The sequence below is a fragment of the Pseudomonas sp. LBUM1658 genome, from assembly GCF_059716055.1.
Window position 1 is genome coordinate 4,169,679 of record NZ_CP166798.1, and the last position, 14,558, is coordinate 4,184,236.

11 protein-coding genes are annotated in these 14,558 nt (G+C 60.7%); 7 read left to right on the top strand and 4 right to left on the bottom strand.

Translation table 11 applies throughout. The features are described from left to right. Positions 1–40: 40 nt before the first annotated feature. The 7 genes from ACA064_RS19125 (at position 41) to ACA064_RS19155 (ending at position 9,351) form a co-directional block, all read left to right on the top strand. Positions 41–280, top strand: a complete 240-nt coding sequence (locus ACA064_RS19125; protein ID WP_497669515.1) for a hypothetical protein — start codon at positions 41–43, stop codon at positions 278–280. An 18-nt stretch (positions 281–298) separates the two neighbouring features. Further along, on the top strand, positions 299–1,714 hold the full coding sequence (locus ACA064_RS19130) for a sigma-54 interaction domain-containing protein (RefSeq protein WP_497669516.1): 1,416 nt from the start codon (positions 299–301) through the stop codon (positions 1,712–1,714). Positions 1,715–2,009: 295 nt separating this feature from the next. After that, positions 2,010–3,401 (top strand): GntP family permease, encoded by a 1,392-nt coding sequence (locus ACA064_RS19135; protein ID WP_497669517.1) that lies wholly within the window; start codon positions 2,010–2,012, stop codon positions 3,399–3,401. A 7-nt stretch (positions 3,402–3,408) separates the two neighbouring features. Continuing rightward, on the top strand, positions 3,409–4,182 hold the full coding sequence (locus tag ACA064_RS19140) for a 3-hydroxybutyrate dehydrogenase (RefSeq protein WP_497669518.1): 774 nt from the start codon (positions 3,409–3,411) through the stop codon (positions 4,180–4,182). A gap of 207 nt (positions 4,183–4,389) precedes the next feature. Beyond that, positions 4,390–6,345, top strand: a complete 1,956-nt coding sequence (locus tag ACA064_RS19145; protein WP_497669519.1) for an acetoacetate--CoA ligase — start codon at positions 4,390–4,392, stop codon at positions 6,343–6,345. A gap of 136 nt (positions 6,346–6,481) precedes the next feature. Next, complete coding sequence (locus ACA064_RS19150; protein ID WP_497669520.1) at positions 6,482–9,019, top strand: PAS domain-containing hybrid sensor histidine kinase/response regulator; 2,538 nt, start codon at positions 6,482–6,484, stop codon at positions 9,017–9,019. A gap of 56 nt (positions 9,020–9,075) precedes the next feature. Beyond that, the gene (locus ACA064_RS19155) at positions 9,076–9,351 is read left to right on the top strand and encodes a peptidylprolyl isomerase (protein ID WP_150642867.1); all 276 of its coding nucleotides are present in this window, start codon (positions 9,076–9,078) and stop codon (positions 9,349–9,351) included. 145 nt (positions 9,352–9,496) lie between these two features. On the opposite strand, the gene ACA064_RS19160 is transcribed toward ACA064_RS19155, so the two are convergent. The 4 genes from ACA064_RS19160 to ACA064_RS19175 form a co-directional block, all read right to left on the bottom strand. Continuing rightward, positions 9,497–10,714 carry an amino acid deaminase gene (locus ACA064_RS19160; RefSeq protein ID WP_497669521.1) on the bottom strand — a complete coding sequence of 406 codons (1,218 nt, stop codon included), beginning with the start codon at positions 10,712–10,714 and terminating at the stop codon, positions 9,497–9,499. A 98-nt stretch (positions 10,715–10,812) separates the two neighbouring features. Next, positions 10,813–11,202 (bottom strand): RidA family protein, encoded by a 390-nt coding sequence (locus ACA064_RS19165; protein ID WP_497669522.1) that lies wholly within the window; start codon positions 11,200–11,202, stop codon positions 10,813–10,815. A 492-nt stretch (positions 11,203–11,694) separates the two neighbouring features. Continuing rightward, the gene (locus tag ACA064_RS19170) at positions 11,695–13,269 is read right to left on the bottom strand and encodes a TerC family protein (protein WP_497669523.1); all 1,575 of its coding nucleotides are present in this window, start codon (positions 13,267–13,269) and stop codon (positions 11,695–11,697) included. A 359-nt stretch (positions 13,270–13,628) separates the two neighbouring features. After that, positions 13,629–14,510 (bottom strand): LysR family transcriptional regulator, encoded by an 882-nt coding sequence (locus ACA064_RS19175; protein ID WP_497669524.1) that lies wholly within the window; start codon positions 14,508–14,510, stop codon positions 13,629–13,631. Positions 14,511–14,558 lie beyond the last annotated feature (48 nt).

Consider the following 14,558-nt stretch of genomic DNA (forward strand, 5'->3'; position numbering starts at 1 on the left):
TTGAGCCTATTGCAGCCCATTTTTTATCCGGACGTCACCCATGAGCCCTAATGCTGAACTCTATAACCCCTCCACCGACTATGCCGACAAGCTGATCTCGCGCATTGGCCAGACTCCAACCTGGATCGCCAAACGCATCGGCGTCACCGACAAGCGTATTCGCTACATCCTCGAAGGCTCGCGCACCGTCAAAGGCGAAACCACCCTGATCCAGATGACTTATACCGAACAGTTCGCCCTTGAGTGTCTGGCGGCCGAGGCTGGCGCCCGGAAAAAGTAACCTTTGTCGGGACCGTCCATGAACGACACCGAAAGCCTCAAGGATTACCAGCGTGTGCGCCTGCTGGCGATCCGCTCGTTGTTCGAGATCATCGAGCAATCCAGCGAAGGCACGGTGATCGTCGACCGCGATGCCAATATCGTCTGGATGAACGAGCGTTACGCCAAACGCTTCGGCCTCGAATCGGCCGAGGTAGCCATTGGCAAGCCCTGTGAAAGCGTGATCCCCGGCAGCCTGTTGCGCGAAGTGGTGCGCACCGGTCGGCCGATTTTGCTGGACATGCAGGACACCCCGAAAGAACCGCTGGTGGTGATGCGCCTGCCGATCCATGACGATGCCGGCACGGTGATCGGTGCCATCGGTTTCGCCCTGTTCGATGAACTGCGCAGCCTGTCGCCGATGCTCAAGCGCTACATGAGCATGCAGGAGGAGCTTGCGTCCACGCGTTCGCTGCTGCGGGCGCGGCAGACCAAATACAACTTCGCGCACTTTATCGGCACCAGCGCCGCCAGCCTGGAGGTCAAGCGTCGGGCCCGGCGTAGCGCCAGTGCCGAGTCGCCGGTATTGCTGCTGGGCGAAACCGGCACCGGCAAGGAATTGCTCGCCCAGGCGATCCATGGCGCCTCGCCGCGGGCGCACAAAGCCTTTGTCAGCATCAACAGCGCAGCGATTCCGGAAACCCTGCTGGAAGCGGAATTCTTCGGCACCGCCCCCGGCGCCTTTACTGGCGCGGATCGCAAGGGCCGCAGCGGTAAACTGCAGATCGCCCAGGGTGGCACGCTGTTTCTCGACGAAATCGGCGACATGCCGCTGCCGCTGCAGAGCAAGCTGCTGCGGGTGCTGCAAGAGAAAGAGTTCGAACCGGTCGGCTCCAACGAAGTAATCCAGAGCGATGTGCGGGTGATTGCCGCCACCTCCACCGACTTGCAGGCGGCGATCAAGCGCGGCGAGTTCCGCGCTGACCTGTATTACCGCCTCAACGTATTGCCGATTCAGGTGCCGCCATTGCGTGAACGGCTCGACGATCTGCCGGCGCTGAGCGAAGCCATTCTCGAAGAACTGCGCAGCCAGCATGAACTCGACAGCGAAGCCCTGGCGCTGCTCGGCCAGCATGCCTGGCCGGGCAATATCCGCGAATTGCGCAATGTGCTGGAGCGCGCGGCATTGCTTAGCGATGACCTGATGTTGAATGCGGCGGATATCCGCGCGGCGATCGGGACCTTCAGTCCGGTGGAGCGTCTTGCGTCTTCGGCGCTGGAGCCTATCGTCAACGAAAGCTTCAGCATGGCGCGGGAGCGGTTTGATCGGCAGTTGATTGAAACGGCCCTCGCGCAATGCGGCGGGAAAGTTATCGAGGCCGCGGCGCGATTGGGGTTGGGGCGGTCGACGCTGTACAAGAAGATGGTGGCGTTGGGGATTGCTGAGTCTCAATAGAGAGACATAAATCTCATAATAGAGATGGCCTTTCAGATTGCTGAAGATCAAAAGATCGCAGCCTTCGGCAGCTCCTACGCCGATCGGGCGCGACCGGAAACCCGTAGGAGCTGCCGCAGACTGCGATCTTTTCCGGCGCCCCACGTCTCCACAAAGAGACACATTTACTCTCCCGCACCACAAAAAAATAAAATATCCATATATTTCAATCACTTAATGTACTGGCACGAAACTGGCTATACCCACAGCCACCAAAGATTCACCTCTACAAAAATAACAATCCAGGAGACACACCATGAGTGTGATCATCGCTTTAGCAGCCCTTTCGCTGCTGATGCTCGCCGCCTACCGTGGCTACAGCGTTATCCTCTTCGCCCCGATTGCCGCCCTCGGCGCGGTACTGCTCACTGACCCTTCCGCTGTCGCTCCGGCTTTCACCGGGGTGTTCATGGAGAAAATGGTCGGCTTCATCAAACTGTATTTCCCGGTGTTCCTGCTCGGTGCGGTGTTCGGCAAGCTGATCGAGCTGTCCGGCTTCTCACGCTCGATCGTCGCCGCCGCCATTCGTTTGCTTGGCACCCGCCAGGCGATGCTGGTGATCGTGCTGGTCTGCGCCCTGCTGACCTACGGCGGTGTGTCGCTGTTCGTGGTGGTGTTCGCGGTCTACCCGTTTGCCGCCGAGATGTTCCGCCAGAGCAATATTCCCAAGCGCCTGATCCCGGCGACCATCGCCCTGGGTGCGTTCTCCTTCACCATGGACGCCCTGCCGGGCACCCCGCAGATCCAGAACATCATCCCCAGTACCTTTTTCAACACCACCGCCTGGGCCGCGCCGTGGCTCGGGCTGATCGGCGCGATCTTCGTGTTCTGCGCCGGCATGCTTTATCTGCAACGCCAGCGCAACAAGGCCCAGCGCTCGGGTGAAGGCTACGGCACGGAGCTGCGCAACGAGCCGGAAACCGCCCCAGACATCAAGCTGCCCAACCCCTGGATTGCCCTCTCGCCGCTGCTGCTGGTTGGCGTGATGAACCTGCTGTTCACCCACTGGATTCCACTCTGGTACGGCAAGACCCACAGCCTCAGCCTGCCGGGCATGACCGTACCGGTGCAGACCGAAATCGCCAAGCTCACCGCCATCTGGGCGGTCCAGGCGGCGCTGCTGGTGGGCATCATCATGGTGCTGGTGTTCGGCTTCCAGGCGATCCGCGGCCGACTCGCCGAAGGCAGCAGAAGCGCGGTCAGCGGCGCGCTGCTGGCGGCGATGAACACCGCTTCGGAATACGGCTTTGGCGCGGTGATCGCCTCGCTGCCGGGCTTCCTGGTGCTGGCCGACTGGCTCAAGAGCATTCCCAACCCGCTGGTCAATGAAGCCATCACCGTCACCCTGCTGGCCGGTATCACCGGCTCGGCCTCGGGTGGCATGAGCATCGCCCTGGCGGCGATGTCCAACAGCTTTATCGCGGCGGCCAATGCGGCGAATATTCCGCTGGAAGTCCTGCACCGGGTCGCAGCCATGGCCAGCGGCGGCATGGACACCCTGCCGCACAACGGCGCGGTGATTACTCTGTTGGCCGTTACCGGCCTGACCCACCGCGAAGCCTATAAAGATATCTTCGGTATCACCATCATCAAGACCCTCGCGGTCTTCGTGGTGATCAGCACCTTCTACGCCACCGGCATTGTGTGAGGAACTTATGACTAATCTTTCCGGCAAAACCGCACTGGTCACCGGCTCCACCAGCGGCATCGGCCTGGGCATCGCCCTGAGCCTGGCCAAGGCTGGCGCCAATCTGATTCTCAATGGTTTCGGTGATGCCTCCGCGGTCATCGCCGAGGTTTCACAATTCGGTGGCAAGGTCGGCCATCACCCGGCCGATGTCAGCGACCCGGCGCAGATCGCCGAGATGATCGCCTATGCCGAGCGCGAGTTCGGCGGCGTCGACATTCTGGTGAACAACGCCGGCATCCAGCATGTGGCGCCCGTGGAAGACTTTCCGCTGGAGCGCTGGGACTCGATCATCGCCATCAACCTCTCTTCGGTATTCCATGGCACCCGGTTGAGCCTGCCAGGCATGCGCGCCAAAGGCTGGGGACGGATCGTCAACATCGCCTCGGTGCACGGCCAGGTCGGTTCGGCGAACAAGTCAGCCTATGTCGCCGCCAAGCATGGGGTGATCGGCCTGACCAAAGTGGTCGGCCTGGAAACCGCCACCAGCAACATCACCTGCAACGCCATCTGCCCGGGCTGGGTGCTGACCCCGCTGGTGCAAAAGCAGATCGATACGCGCATCGCCGCGGGTGTCGACCCGCAGCAGGCGCAACATGATCTGCTGGCCGAGAAACAGCCTTCGCTGGAGTTCGTCACTCCTCCACAGCTGGGTGAACTGGTACTATTTTTGTGCAGCGAAGCCGGCAGCCAGGTGCGTGGCGCGGCGTGGAATATCGATGGTGGGTGGTTGGCGCAGTAAGCCGCCATACACTGTGGCGAGTGGGCTTGCCCACGCTCGGCTGCGAAGCAGTCGTAAACCGGCTGATGCGTTCGACCTGAAGAGTCGCGGCGGCAGGTTTTGGGGCTGCTTCGCAGCCCAGCGCGGGCAAGCCCGCTCGCCACAAAAACTCGCCAGTCACATCAATCTGTGTGCATGTAATAAAACAATAAAAGAAAAGGGCCCTCTATGTCCGAAATCATGTGGCAACCCAGCGCCGAGCGAATCAGCAAGACCCACATGGAGGCCTTCCGGCGCTTCATCAATCACCGCCACGACCTCGACATCGCCGACTACTCCGCCCTGCACCAATGGAGCATCGAGCGGCGCGAGGAATTCTGGCAGGCCATTGTCGACTTCTTCGACATCGAATTTCACACCCCGCCCAGCGCAGTGCTGGTCGAAGGCCCGACGATGCCCAGCGCCCAGTGGTTTCCCGGCGCCACGCTGAACTTCGCCGAACACCTGCTGCGGCGCCGTGACAAGTATCCGGCGGTGATCGCCATCCGCGAGAACGGCCAGCGCGAACAACTGACCTTCGCCGACCTGGCCAAACATGTCGCCGGCCTGCAAAAGAGTCTGCAAGCGGCTGGTGTCGGCCTGGGCGACCGGGTCGCTGCCTGTATGCCCAATAGTTGGCAAACCCTGGTCGCCATGCTCGCCACCACCAGCCTGGGAGCGATCTGGTCCTGTTCCTCGCCGGATTTCGGCACCCAAGGGGTGATCGACCGCTTCGGCCAGATCGAACCCAAAGTGCTGATCACCTGCGCCGGCTACCGTTATGCCGGCAAAGAGATCGACCAGACCGCGAAAATCAACGAGATTCTCCAGCGCCTGCCATCCCTGCAGCAATTGATCATCGTGCCTTATGCGCGACCCCAGACTCGCGTCGAGGATTACCAGAGCCCGGCCAAGGTGGCGCTCTGGAATGATTTCTATAAGGCCGGCGGCGAGCCCGAATTTGTCGCCGTGCCCTTCGACCATCCGCTGTACATCCTCTACTCCAGCGGTACCACCGGCGTACCGAAATGCATCGTCCACAGCACCGGTGGGGTACTGCTGCAACACGTCAAGGAACATGGCCTGCATGTCGACCTGGGCCGTGATGATCTGCTGTTCTACTACACCACCTGCGGCTGGATGATGTGGAACTGGCTGGTCTCGGCGCTGGCGGTCGGCGCCAGTGTGCTGCTGTACGACGGTTCACCGTTTCACCCGGGTCCGGCGCGCTTGATCGACCTGATCGACAGCGAACAGATCAACGTGTTCGGCACTAGCCCCAAGTACCTCGCGAGCCTGGAAAGCGCTGGCGTGCAGCCGCGCCGCAGCCACCAGCTGGACAGTCTCAAAACCATTCTGTCCACCGGCTCGGCGCTCTCGCCGCAAAGCTATGACTATGTCTACCGCGATTTCAAAAGCGATCTGTGCCTGGCGTCGATGTCCGGCGGCACCGACATCGTTTCGTGTTTTGTCGCCGGCAATCCGCTGTTACCGGTGTGCCGTGGCGAGATGCAGGGCAAGGGCCTGGGCATGGCCATTGAAGTATGGAACGACGCCGGCCAGCCGGTCGTCGGCGAGAAAGGCGAACTGGTCTGTACCCGGCACTTCCCGGCCATCCCGATCGGCTTCTGGAACGACCCGCAGCAGGAAAAATTCCGCGCTTCGTATTTCAGCCAGTTCCCCGGCGTGTGGGCCCAGGGTGACTATGCCGAACAACTGCTCCATGGCAGCCTGATGATCCACGGCCGTTCGGACGCCGTGCTCAACCCGGGCGGCGTGCGCATCGGTACCGCAGAGATCTACCGCCAGGTAGAAAAAATCGAGCAGGTGCTGGAAAGCATCGCTATCGGTCAGAGCTGGCAGGACGACGTGCGCGTGGTGCTGTTTGTGCGCCTGCGCGAAGGCGTGGAGCTCGATGCAGCGCTCGAGGAAGAAATTCGCCAGGTGATCCGCAGCAACACCACGCCGCGGCATGTACCGGCAAAAATTCTCGCCGTCACCGATATCCCACGCACCATCAGCGGCAAGATTGTCGAGCTGGCGGTGAGGAACGTGGTGCATGGGGAGGTGGTGAAGAATACCGATGCACTGGCCAATCCGCAGGCATTGGAGCAGTTTCGCGACCGCGCGGAGTTGAAGGTGTAAAATTCCGGACCCACCCCTGAAATACCCATTCGAATAGAATAAATCAATAAATGCGATTTTTTGAGGTATTGAACGTCTAAAGCCTGAAAGCATCCTAGATACAACAGCCCCAAGGCTTCCCCTCAGGATCCCTCCGATGAACGAATCGCCCACCGGCAGTGAAGCCCAGGCACTGATAGCCCGTCTGGACTGGACGCAAAGTCCGCTGGGCGAGCCCGGCAACTGGCCGCAAAGCCTGCGCACGGCCGTGGATATCGTGATTCATTCACCGATGCCCATGTTGCTGCTGTGGGGCTCGCAGCTCACGCAAATCTACAACGACGGTTTCGCCCTGCTTGCCGGCCACAAACATCCACAGGCCTTCGGACAGCCGACGCACCTGATCTGGCCGGAACTCGAAGACTTCACCGCGCCCATTTACAAGGCCGTGCTGCAAGGCCAGGTGCGCACCTACAGCGAACAGTGCTTCAACCTGCAACACCTGGGCCGCGACTCGGAACTCTGGCTTGACCTGACCTACAGCCCGATCCGCGACGAACACGGGCTGGTTGCCGGGATTCTGGTTACCGCCATCGAAACCAACGAACGCCGCCGGGTCGCGCTGGAGCTGAAACTGCGCTCCGAAGCCAGCAGCAAGGCTCAGCACGAGTCCGAAGAGCGCCTGCAACTGGCGTTGTCGGCCACCGAGGGGGTGGGCACCTGGGACTGGGATATCGCTGAGGATCGCTTCATTGCCGATGCACACTTTGCCCAGTTGCACGGGGTCGATCCGGCCTTGGCCGGGCAACTGCCCATCAGCGACTACCTGACCGCCGTCCACCCGCAAGACCGAGGAATGGTCGCCCGCAGCATCAAGTACTGCATCAACCATGGCACTGAATATGCCGAGGAGTACCGTCTGCTGCTGCCCGACGGCCAACTGCGCTGGGTGTTTGCCCGTGGCCGCTGCTACAAGGATCACCATGGCCGGCCGATCCGCTTCCTCGGTGCCGCGCTGGACCTGACCGATCGCAAGCAGGTGGAGCAGGCCCTGCGCCAAAGCCAGACCGAGCTGCAACTGATTATCAATGCCATGCCGGTGCTGATCGGTTATGTCGATCGCGAAGAACGCTTTCGGCTGAACAACGCCGCCTACCTGGACTGGTACGGCATGACCCCGCAAGAGCTGTACGGCAAAACCATCCGCGAAGTCATCGGCGAAGAACTCTACGCCACTCGCGCCGAGCAGATCGCCGCAGCGCTCGCCGGCCACCCTTGCAGCTTCGAGGCCGAGTCCTTCCACCGTGACGGTCGCCCGCGCCATGCGTTGATGAAGTACCTGCCGCGCCACGGTGCCGACGGCGCGGTCAATGGTTTCTACATCTTTGTGATCGATGAAACCGAGCGCAAACAGACCGAAGCCGCCCTGCGCAACCTCAACGAAACCCTTGAAGAACGCGTCGCCGCCCGGACTCGGGAACTGGCTGAAGCCAACCTGCGCCTGCAAAACGAAATGTTCGAACGCGAGCGTGCCGAAGAGGCACTGCGTCATGCGCAGAAAATGGAAGCCGTGGGCCAGCTCACCGGCGGTATCGCCCATGACTTCAACAACATGCTCACCGGGATCATCGGCAGCCTCGACCTGATGCAGCGCTATATCGCCGATGGCCGCAGCGCCGAGATTGGCCGGTTCACCGAAGCGGCGGTGTCCTCTGCCAACCGCGCTGCGGCCCTGACTCATCGGCTGCTGGCGTTCTCCCGCCGGCAATCGCTGGACCGCAAACCCATCGATCCCAACCAGTTGGTGCACTCGCTGGAAGACCTGTTCAGCCGCACCAAGGGCGAGCACATCGACCTCAAGCTGCAGCTGGCCAACGAAGTCTGGCCGGTCAGCACCGACGTCAGCCAACTGGAAAATGCCCTGCTCAACCTGGTGATCAACGCCCGTGATGCCATGCCCAATGGCGGCGAACTGCTGATCGAAACCTCCAACAGCTACCTCGACGGGACGGATATCAGCACCCTGGAACCGGTCAAGGCTGGCGACTACGTGATGATTGGCGTCACCGACAACGGCAGCGGCATGACCCCTTCAGTGCTGGCCAAAGCCTTCGACCCGTTTTTCACCACCAAACCCATAGGTCAGGGTACCGGCCTGGGCTTGTCGATGATCTACGGTTTTGCCCAGCAATCCGGTGGTCATGTCAGCCTTTCCAGCCTCCCGGGCCAGGGCACCAGCGTACGCCTGTATCTACCGAGGCTTTATCTCGCGCCCGTGGAAAAACTCCCGCTGGTCAGCTCCCAGGACACTCCTCCAGCCATTGCCGGTGAAACCGTGGTGTTGGTAGAGGACGACCCGGCGGTACGGATGCTGGTGCTCAATGTGCTGGGCGAGCTGGGTTACAACGCCCATGAAGCCGAAGACGCGAAAACCGCACTGCCGCTGCTGGAGTCTGACCTGCGGGTCGACCTGCTGGTGACCGACGTCGGCCTGCCTGGCATGAATGGCCGGCAACTGGCGGAAATCGCCCGCCAGTATCGCCCTGAACTCAAAGTACTGTTCATGACCGGTTACGCGGAAAAGGCTCTTGAACGCCAGGGATTCCTTGAGGAAGGCATGGACATGGTGGCCAAACCGTTTTCCATCGACGTGCTGGCCAACAAGATTCGTACGATGATCAGCCAGAAAAGCTGAGTTTCGGGCATAATCCCGCGCCCCGCTGACACCATCGCTTCAAGGTAACTGCCCCAATGAAAGCTCAAGCCCGCCATATCCTGGTGAAAACGGCCGAAGAAGCCGAACAACTCAAGCAGCGTATCGCCAAAGGCGAAGCCTTCGATGTGTTGGCCAAGAAGTACTCCACCTGCCCCTCCGGCAAACGCGGCGGGGACCTGGGCGAAGTACGGCCGGGGCAGATGGTCGGCGCCATCGACCAAGTGATCTTCAAGAAACCGCTGCGGATCGTGCATGGGCCGATCAAGAGCAAGTTCGGTTATCACTTGGTGCAGGTGTTTTATCGGGATTGATCGATTGGCTTGAGGGCCTCTTCGCGAGCAAGTCGGATCGCCGCACCGCCGCTCCCACATTGTTCCCTGCTCGCCACAAAACCCTGGCTGGCTCCAACCCTGTGGGAGCGAGCTTGCTCGCGATGGCCCCGACTCGGTCCCGGACCTAGAAACAGGTCTCCATGCTTTCGATGACATTCAACTGCTCATCCACCAGACACCCGGTGCGCCACTTGTCGAAGGTCAGGCAGGGATGGGAAGTGCCGAAAGAGATGATGTCGCCCACGCGCAACTCGCAACCGGGTGCCACGGTCATGAACGCATGCTGGTCCATCACCGCAGTCACCTTGCAGGCACTGACATCGTCGCCTTTGGCCGGCAGCACACCAGGCTTGTAACGCAACAACGGCACCGGCAATCCGGCATCGTAGGCGACATCGCGCTTGCCCAGGGCGATCACCGCGAACCCTGGTTCCGGCAACGACTGCACATGGGCCCAGACTTCCAGCGCCGGACGCAGGCCTTCGTGCAAGTCGCTGCGCCGATCGAGCACGCAGCACTGCGCCTCTTTGTAGATGCCATGGTCGTGGGCCACATAACTGCCGGGGCGCAGCACGCTGAGGAAACGTCCGCTGGCGTTCTGCACTTCGAAGGATTCGGCGATCAGGTCATACCAGGCCGAACCCGATGCCGTGATGATCGGCTTGTCGATGGCGAAGGCGCCGCTGTCCTGCAACTCCACCGCCAGACGCACCAACGAGTCGGCAAACTGTCGAATCCCGCTCTCGGCCTGATCGCCATGGATCACACCTTCATAACCTTCGATGCCGGTCAGGGCCAGCGCCGGTTGCGCCTTGATCGCCTGCGCCAGATCCAGCACTTGCTGCTCGCTGCGGCAACCGCAACGGCCGCCGAGCACACCGTATTCGATCATCACGTTCAGGCGCACACCGCGCGCGGCGAAAAACGCCCCGAGGTCGGCGACGTTGTCCGGGTGATCGACCATGCAATGGAATTCAAAGGACGGGTCGCCCAGCAACTCGGCGATCAGCGCCATGTTCGGCGCACCGACCAACTGGTTAGCCATCAGCACCCGACGCACGCCGTGGGCATAGGCCGCACGGGTCTGCACCGCTGTGGCCAGGGTGATGCCCCAAGCGCCCTGCGCCAACTGCCTACGGAACAGCGCCGGGGTCATGCTGGTCTTGCCATGGGGCGCCAGTTGCGCGCCGCTGTTGCTGACGAAGTCCTGCATCCAGCGAATGTTGTGCTCCAGGGCGTCCCGATGCAGCACCAGCGCCGGCAGGCTGACGTCACGCACCAGGTTGACCCCGGGCTGGGCAGCGCCCTTTTCCACAGCAGCGATATTCAAAGCAGAAGGCATGATCCGATTCCTTACAAACGCGACCGGGAGCAGCCGCTGTTATTCAATGCAAACACCGCGCTCGTCCTTGACCGGCGCGACCCTGTACTTGCGACCGTCTAGACCTTCTTCTTGTACGCAACACAATCAATCTCGACCTTGCAGTCCACTATCATGTTCGCCTGCACACAGGCCCGGGCCGGAGCGTGTTCGCTTTTGAAGTACTCGGAAAACACCTTATTGAAACTCCAGAAATCCCGCGGATCCTCAAGCCACACACCGGTACGCACCACATCTTCCAGACCATAACCGGCCTCTTCGAGGATGGCGATCAGATTACGCATGGTCTGGTGAGTCTGCTCGACAATCCCGCCGCTGATGATCTCGCCATCCAGCGCCGGGACCTGGCCGGACACGTACAGCCAGCCATCGGCTTCGACTGCGCGGGCAAAAGGACGGGACTGGCCGCCACCGGCTGTGCTACCGGTGCCGTAACGAGTAATGCTCATGGGTGTTTCTCCTGTGTAGAAGATTAAAGTTGAACAAGGTTAACAAACCCGAGGCCTTGTCCCGAAATGGAGTGACGAGGCTGGAGTGAAATGGGATCGGTCTGAGTGGGGACACTCTATCGGTGAACACTCGCTGGATCCTGAGTCGACTGTTCCATCGTCTTCAAGGGCAAACCATAGCGCCAGGTCAGTTAACAAAAATCTATGGTCGGACGATCACCTGTGGCGAGGGAGCTTGCTCCCGCTCGGCTGCGAAGCAGTCGTAAAAACCTGACAATGCGGTGTGCCTGGCACAACGGGTTCGCAGATTTTAGGGCCGCTTCGCGCCCCAGCGGGAGCAAGCTCCCTCGCCACAGGTGTGATGTTCATCTGAAAATCCTTAACTGATCGGCATTGGGGCAAACCCGCTCCCACATTAGTTTTTTCATCGTTCACATAACCTGCGTTCGACTCGGAACCTGTGGGAGCGGGCTTGCTCGCGATAGCGGTCTGTCAGGCGCCGATGAGCTCTTCCTCTGCACGGACCAACAACACCCGCGTAACCCGCCGTTCCTCGACCGCCACCACGGTCATGCGCCAGGTCTCCCATTCGAGGCTGTCGCCGATCATCGGCAGGCGATCCAGCAGGCTCATCACCATTCCGGCCAAGGTCTGGTAGTCCTCGGTCGCTGCGGCCTTGAAGCCGGTTCGCTGGCCAATTCGCGCCAGGTTAAGCGCGCCGTTGACCATGAACCCGCCCGACTCTTCGACTATGTCCGGGCCTTCGATCTCGCTGGCGTCAGGCAGCTCACCGGCGATGGATTCGAGGATGTCGGTCATGGTCAGTACGCCCATGAAGTCGCCGAATTCGTTGACCACAAAGGCGATGTGGGTCGAGGCTTTGCGCATCTGTTCCAGGGCATTGAGGATCGAATAGTTGTCCAGCAGGTTGATGGTCTTGCGCGCCAGGTGCTCGAGGTTCGGCTCTTCACCGGCCAGGTATTCCTTGAGCAGTTCCTTTTTGTGCACGAAACCCAGTGGCTCATCCACCGCGCCGCCGCGAATCAGCGGCAAACGTGAATAGGACGAGTGCATCAGCGTGGTGCGGATGGTTTCGGCGCTGTCGGCCAGATCCAGATGGTCGACCTCGGCCCGCGCCGTCATCAAGCTGCGGATCGGCCGCTCGGCCAATTGCAGCACGCCGCTGATCATTACCCGCTCGCGACGATCGAACAGCTCCCCACTGGCACCCTCACCGCCTTCGAGCATATCGGCAATTTCCTCACCGACCTCCTCTGCCGCCAGCTTGCGGCCGCCGAGCAAGCGCATCACCGCATGAGCGGTGCGCTCGCGCATCGGCCGCAGGCCTTGCATGGACTTCTTGCGCCGGGCCCGGGCAATCTGGTTGAACACCTCGATCAGGATCGAGAAACCGATGGCCGCGTACAGGTAGCCTTTGGGGATGTGGAAGCCCAGACCTTCAGCTGTCAGGGCGAAACCGATCATCATCAGGAAGCCCAGACACAGCATGATCACTGTCGGGTGCTCGTTGACGAACCGGGTCAACGGTTTGCTCGCGACAATCATCAGGCCGATGGAAATGATCACCGCGATCATCATCACCGCCAGTTCTTCGACCATACCCACCGAAGTAATCACCGCATCGAGCGAGAACACCGCGTCGAGTACAACGATCTGCGCAACGATTGGCCAAAACATCGCGTACGCCGCATTGCCGGCGCGCTGGCTGACGTGGCCTTCGAGTCGCTCATGCAATTCCATGGTCGCCTTGAACAGCAGGAACACACCACCGAACAGCATGATCAGGTCGCGGCCGGAGAAGCTCTTGTCGAATACCTCGAACAGCGGCTGGGTCAGTGTCACCAGCCAGGAAATACTGGCCAGCAGGCCCAGGCGCATCAGTAACGCCAGGGACAGGCCGATGATCCGCGCGCGGTCACGCTGCTCGGGCGGCAACTTGTCCGCCAGGATCGCAATAAACACCAGGTTGTCGATGCCCAGCACCAGTTCCAGCACAATCAGGGTCAACAGGCCAAGCCAGGCCGTGGGGTCAGCTATCCATTCCATAAAAACCAGTCGATCTCTTTAATGAATTCAGAATGCCGGGCACGGCAAGGCACGACCTGAAGGTCGGCGAAAGGTAATAAAATCTGGCTGCCCGGGGGTACGGGCCGAAGAGAGTCGAAAGACGGGATGTTTAGCTTGTCCGCACAGCCTCAGAGTGGCCGATTGGCGTGAGGGGTATCGAGCGAAAGGAAGATTGAGTGTCCAGACGCAGGGACGACTGGGAGGCTCCAAAAGGGTGTTCATGCAAGTCCTGAGAAAAAAACGGACTTGGAGGGTACAGCCAGAAGCGAGAATTCCTACAGCGCGAAATCATTACAAAATCTGTTTAGGGTGCAAAAAGATCTTTTCCGGGCCACACATCATTTATCTATTGGAAACCGATCTTTGACCTGCTCGATATAACGCACAACCGCCGGAGCCTTTTCGAAGCGGCGGTGGATCAACGACAGCCAGGAACAGGCCTCGCTGCCCTTGATCGCCCGGTACAGCACATTCGGCAAACTGACGTGCCCGACCACCGACTCGGGTACCACGGCGACACCCTGCCCCAATGACACCAGCGCGATCACCGCCACCAACCCGCCTGGTTGCGGCCCCAGTTTTGGCGCATAGCCACCTTGGGCGGCGACCTGCAAGGTGCCGCTGATTTGTTCGGGGAGAATGAAGGTTTGATCCTGCAAGTGCTCAGGCGTGATGTCCGCCAAGCGGCTCAACCAGGACTCGCTCGGCAATGCCAGAACGAAGCCTTCGGCATTCAGGCGGATCGCTTCCAGCGCCTCGGGCAAGGTCATGGGCGAGCGAATATAGCCGATGTCGAAACGCCCCTCGGCAACCAGTCCCGGCAAGGCTGCCATCGGACTTTCCCGCACACTCAGACTGATATCCGGGTAAACACGGCTAAAACCCTGAACCTGTTTTTGCAACAAGCCCGAGTACACCGCCGAGGCCACGTACCCCAATTCGATATGGCCAATCTCACCGCGCCCGGCACGCTGGGCATTGAGCTGAGCAAACTCAAACTGCCGCACGGTGGCCTCGGCCTCGATTACCAGGGCGGCACCGGCCTCGGTCAGGCTGACCTCACGGTGCTGGCGCAGGAACAGTCGGGTGCCCAGGGCGGCTTCCATATCCTGGATCTGCCGGGTCAAGGTTGGCGGCGCGATGCCCAATTGCTCGGCGGCGCGGGTGAAGTTGCGCTGCCGGGCAACGGCCAGGAAGTAGCGGAAATGACGTATTTCCATAGCGGCATTAGCTCAAAGGTAATGAAATGCTGGTCTTCAGCTAACAAA

Bases quoted from the DNA above. Each gene is read 5' to 3' on its own strand.
- ACA064_RS19130 (WP_497669516.1), top strand. From the start codon at position 299: ATGAACGACACCGAAAGCCTCAAGGATTACCAGCGTGTGCGCCTGCTG.
- ACA064_RS19135 (WP_497669517.1), top strand. From the start codon at position 2,010: ATGAGTGTGATCATCGCTTTAGCAGCCCTTTCGCTGCTGATGCTCGCC.
- ACA064_RS19145 (WP_497669519.1), top strand. From the start codon at position 4,390: ATGTCCGAAATCATGTGGCAACCCAGCGCCGAGCGAATCAGCAAGACC.
- ACA064_RS19150 (WP_497669520.1), top strand. From the start codon at position 6,482: ATGAACGAATCGCCCACCGGCAGTGAAGCCCAGGCACTGATAGCCCGT.
- ACA064_RS19165 (WP_497669522.1), bottom strand. From the start codon at position 11,202: ATGAGCATTACTCGTTACGGCACCGGTAGCACAGCCGGTGGCGGCCAG.
- ACA064_RS19140 (WP_497669518.1), top strand. From the start codon at position 3,409: ATGACTAATCTTTCCGGCAAAACCGCACTGGTCACCGGCTCCACCAGC.
- ACA064_RS19175 (WP_497669524.1), bottom strand. From the start codon at position 14,510: ATGGAAATACGTCATTTCCGCTACTTCCTGGCCGTTGCCCGGCAGCGC.
- ACA064_RS19125 (WP_497669515.1), top strand. From the start codon at position 41: ATGAGCCCTAATGCTGAACTCTATAACCCCTCCACCGACTATGCCGAC.
- ACA064_RS19160 (WP_497669521.1), bottom strand. From the start codon at position 10,714: ATGCCTTCTGCTTTGAATATCGCTGCTGTGGAAAAGGGCGCTGCCCAG.
- ACA064_RS19155 (WP_150642867.1), top strand. From the start codon at position 9,076: ATGAAAGCTCAAGCCCGCCATATCCTGGTGAAAACGGCCGAAGAAGCC.
- ACA064_RS19170 (WP_497669523.1), bottom strand. From the start codon at position 13,269: ATGGAATGGATAGCTGACCCCACGGCCTGGCTTGGCCTGTTGACCCTG.